Annotated in this window: 3 protein-coding genes; 2 read left to right on the forward strand and 1 reads right to left on the reverse strand. The window is 70.0% G+C overall.

Translation table 11 applies throughout. From position 1 onward, the window contains the following. Window positions 1-435: 435 nt before the first annotated feature. Entirely contained in the window at window positions 436-1,632 is a 1,197-nt protein-coding gene (locus AC5LUJ_RS18440) for an amidohydrolase (RefSeq protein ID WP_250286421.1), read from the forward strand. Between the two features lie 91 nt (window positions 1,633-1,723). On the opposite strand, the gene AC5LUJ_RS18445 is transcribed toward AC5LUJ_RS18440, so the two are convergent. Beyond that, window positions 1,724-3,841: an MMPL family transporter gene (locus AC5LUJ_RS18445; RefSeq protein WP_493465366.1), complete on the reverse strand. Its 2,118-nt coding sequence runs from the start codon at window positions 3,839-3,841 to the stop codon at window positions 1,724-1,726. 138 nt (window positions 3,842-3,979) lie between these two features. Between AC5LUJ_RS18445 and AC5LUJ_RS18450 the strand changes: the two genes are divergently transcribed. Then, window positions 3,980-4,507, forward strand: a complete 528-nt coding sequence (locus AC5LUJ_RS18450; protein WP_250286418.1) for a MarR family winged helix-turn-helix transcriptional regulator — start codon at window positions 3,980-3,982, stop codon at window positions 4,505-4,507. Window positions 4,508-4,552 lie beyond the last annotated feature (45 nt).

Here is a 4,552-nt window from a genome sequence, read left to right on the forward strand (position 1 = left end):
GGGACGTGGGGAAGCCGGGGGTGAGGCCGGCGGTGACAGCCGGGGCTGCCGGACGGGGCCGCCAGGCGGGGCTGCCAGGCGGGGCCGCCAGACGGCTTCGGCCGGGGCGTGACGGGGGCGGAGTACCGTGGTCGACGGGGGTGAGCGGCGATGGTGCGCTCGCCCGCGGTGGTGCGATTTCGCGCTGTGGCTCTCGGCGTCCCCCGCGGCCTGCGAGTCGATCCGCCGGAAATCCGGGGATGGTGTGTCGGTGTCCGCCGTGTTCCGGTTGCCGCGCCGCCGCGGTCGCCGGGCCGCCTGGGCGTCTCGTCGCGCAGTAGCATCTGGTGATCGTTTGATATCGGGAGAGTAGGGGTCTGACTTGCAGGGGGCCGAGGCTTTTCGGTGTCGATGGCTGGTGGGCCAGGGTGGGGGCCGTAGGCAGGTGGCCGTGCGGTGAAGGTGGAGAACTTCGTCGCGGCCTGGCTTGCGGACAATGAGAAAGATCTGGTGGATGTGCGTCGTGATATCCACGCGCATCCCGAGCTGGCCTGGCAGGAGCTGCGGACGACCGAACTGATTGCGGAATCACTGAACAGTTCCGGTCTCAAGCCACGGGTGATGTCCTCGGGCACCGGCCTGTGGTGCGATGTCGGTACCGGTTCCGGCCCGGTTGTCATAGTCCGCGCGGACATCGACGCGCTGCCGTTGCGGGACGAGAAAGACCTCCCTTATTCCTCCTGCGTGGCGGGGGTGAGCCATGCCTGCGGGCACGACGTCCACAGCGCGATCGTGCTCGGGACCGGCAGGGCGCTGGCGGCGTTCGACGAGCGTTACCCGTTGCCCGGCACCATCCGGCTGGTGTTCCAACCCGCGGAGGAGGTCATGCCCGGCGGCGCGCTCGAGCTGATCCGCGAGGGCGTACTGGATTCGGTGTCCGCGGCGATAGCCGTCCACTGCGACCCGGCGCTCGAAGTCGGGCGGGTGGGCATCCGCGGCGGCCCGATCACGGCCGCGACGGACTACATCGAGGTCCGGTTGCGGGGCCCTGGCGGGCACACGTCGCGTCCGCAGAACACCGTGGATCTGGTGCACGCGCTGGCGCAGGTGGTGACGGGGCTGCCCGCGGCGCTGTCGCGAACGGTCGACCCCCGGGCGGCGGCGTGCCTGGTCTGGGGGCAGATCGAGGCGGGCAGCGTCCCGAACGCCATTCCCCGTGACGGCCTGCTGCGGGGCACGCTGCGCCTCTTCGACGAAGAGGTCTGGAAGCGGGCGCCGGCGATGGTCGAACGGCTGGTCGCGCAGCTCGTGGCGCCGTACGGCGCCACCGCGACGATCGAGCACCGGCAGGACGTCCCACCAGTGATCAACTCTGTGGACATCACCGAGGCGCTCCGCCGGGCGGCCGTGGCGGCGATCGGCGAGCACGCCGTCGCGCCCACCGGTCAGTCCCTGGGCGGTGAGGACTTCGCCTGGTACCTCCAGCGGGTGCCGGGAGCGCTCGCGCGGCTGGGCACCCGCAGCCCCGGCGGCCCCGTCCACGACCTTCATCAGGGCCGGTTCGACGTGGACGAGAAGGCCATTGGCGTCGGCGTCCGGCTGCTGGCGACCACCGCGGCCGGTCTCGCCTCGGCCGCCGCGGCCGAGGAGTGACGGCGCGCGACCGTCGAAAAGCCGAGAAGGAAACCGGGGCCCTGGCAGTGAGCCAGGGCCCCGCGGATGTGTCTGCCCGGAGCTGCGGGTGCTACCGGGAGCTGGGCACCTCGAGGTCGGCCTCGGGCTGAGGCCGGGGGCCCGGAACGGCCGGCCGCGGGTGCGAGGTCTCGATCCGCAGCAGCTTCGCGACGCTGTCCGGCAGGTACCAGTTCCAGCTGCCGAACAGGGAGACCAGGGCCGGCACCAGCAGCATCCGGACGACCGTCGCGTCCAGCAGGATGCCGAAGCCGAGCGCGGTCGCGAACAGTTTGATGTCGGTCTGCGGCCCGCTCGACAGCGACAGGAACGACAGGAACAGGATCAGGGCGGCCGACGTGACCAGCCGCCCGGTGCGGCCGACACCTTCGACGACGGCGGCGTCGGTGTCGCCGCGGGCGTCGTACTCCTCACGGATGCGGGAGAGGATGAACACCTCGTAGTCCATGGACAGGCCGAAGAGGAACGCGAAGACCATCAGCGGCAGCCAGAAGGTGATGGCGCCGGTGGCCTCGATGCCGTAGATCTCCTCGGAGCCGTAGCCGTGCTGCCAGAACAGCACCACGCCCCCGAAGGTCGCCCCCAGCGAGACGAGGTTGAGCACCACCGCCTTCAGGGGCAGCAGCAGCGAGCGGAAGGCCCGCACCAGCAGGATGTAGGTGACGATGACGATCAGAGCCAGGGCCCAGGGGAACACCCCGTAGACGCCGTGCATGTAGTCCAGCTGCAACGCGCCGATCCCGGTCACACCAATGACGCCGGGCACGTCGTGCAGCGCGGACCGGAGGTTGCGGATCGAGTCGATGCTGCGCCCGCCCGCGGTCTCCCTGTCCGGCACGGCGATGATCAGTGAGGTGCCGTCCCGGTTCGCCTCGGGGCCGCTCGCGGCGGTCGCGGTGACCACGCCGTCCACGGCCCGGACCCGTCGCAGCACGTCGTCCACCGCGGATGACTGGACCAGGATCTCGGCCGGGGTGAGGACGCCCTTCGGGGCACCGCCGCTCTCAATGATCTTTATTGCCTCGTAGGCGGGGCCGCTCTTGGCCAGCGATCCGGACTGCGCCGTGCCGATCTGGATCCCGAGGAACGGGATGATCAGCGCGGTGAGGATGGCGACCCCGGCGCCGGCGGCGATCCAGCGGCGGCGCACGACCAGCGAGGCCCATCTCGTCCAGAACCGGCTCGCGGTGTTCTCGTGCCGGATACGTGGCCAGTCGACCCGCGGGCCGATGCCGCCGAGCAGCGCGGGCAGCAGGGTGGTCGTGACCGCCACGCTGATCAGCGGGATGAGCATGCCGCCGTAGCCGATGGAGCGCAGGAAGGGCACCGGGATGACGACCATCGCGACCAGGCCGATGGCCACGGTCAGGCCGCTGAACACCACGGCATGGCCGGCGAACTGCATCGAGGCCACCACGGCGTCGTGGTTGTCCCGGCCGTGCGCGCGTTCCTCCCGCCAGCGGGTGACGACCAGCAGCGAGTAGTCGATGGCGACACCGAGGCCGATCAGGGAGACGAGGAACTGCACCAGGAACGACACGTCCGCGAAGAAGGTCAGCCCCAGCAGGACGAGGAAGGTCGACAGGATCGCCACCGCGGCGACGAGCAGCGGCAGCAGCGCGAGCAGCGAGGCGAAGACGAAAGCGAGGATCGCCAGCGCGCCGAGCCCGGCGATCAGGGTTTCGACCAGCACCCCCGGGCCGGAGTCGTTCGCGCCGTTGGTCGCGAGCTCGTTCAGGCCGGTGACGGTGCCGGTGAGCCCGGCCTGGGTGTGCTCGGCGAGCGACTTCTTCAGCGCCACCGTGATCTCGGAGTCGAGGCCGTCCTGCGGCGGATAGAAGGCGTACGCGAACTGGGTGCGGCCGTCATCGGTGACGAAGATGTCGTCGCCGGTTTCCGCCCTGCCGATGACTCGGACGTCGGAGACGTCGCGCTTGACCGCGGCGAAGGTGTCCGTCACCTGCTGGTCGCTGACCCGCTGGCCGGGCTGGGCCGACAGCGACAGGATGAACGGCGCGCCCTGGCTGTCCGTGTGATAAGTGGCGAGGACCTTCTTGGCCGTCTCGTAGCCGGGCTGGCCGGGCAGCGAGAAGTCGAAGGTCAGCCGGCCGGCTGTGGTGCTGGCCGTGGCAAATCCCGCCAGGAAGGTAACGATCCAGATAGAGATCACAAGCCGGCGGTGCCGGAGGCACCAGCGCGCGAGCGCCGACATCGGCGTCTCCCCACTCGTTAGGATGATCTGTGCTCTTGCATATTGACCTCCGCAACGGTACCACCGCTGATTGTGAACCTGGTAATGGTTTGTCTTATGGGTGACACTCCCAAGGTGAACGCCGACAGTGACATCGCGATATCTCTGCGAGAGCAGGTTTTCTATGCGTTTGCCCGTTTCGGCCCGGCCTGGGTGCGCTATCTGCACGCGTCCGTGGGGCTTGGCGGTCTAAGCCCGGCCGGCGTCCGGCTGCTGTCGGCGCTGCGCCACCATCCGCGACCGCCCATCATGCGCGATCTCGTCCAGGACCTCGGCACCACGGCCCGGGCTGTGACCGGGCTGGTGGACACCCTCGAGCACGAGGGCCTGGTCCGCCGCACCCGGCACCCGCACGACCGTCGGGCGATACTCATCACTCTGACCAGCAAGGGTGAACAGGTGGTGGACCGCGTCGGGCAGGAGCATGTCGAGCGGGCATCGGCCCTGTTCTGCGTCCTGTCCGAGCGGGACCAGGCCGATCTTGTCCGGATCCTCGGCGTGCTGGGGGACGAGCTGGCCGCGCGGGGGCAGGCCGTCCAGCCCCGCGGGCTCGGTTGCGGACCTGATATTACTGAGAGTAGCTAGTGCTGCGTCAGTCAACGCTCGCCCCGTCCGCCCGGGCCGGCGCGG

It is taken from the genome of Protofrankia sp. CiP1_Cm_nod3, from assembly GCF_982290655.1.

Coding starts and splice junctions, on each gene's coding strand:
- AC5LUJ_RS18450 (WP_250286418.1), top strand. CDS start 3,980: ATGGGTGACACTCCCAAGGTGAACGCCGACAGTGACATCGCGATATCT.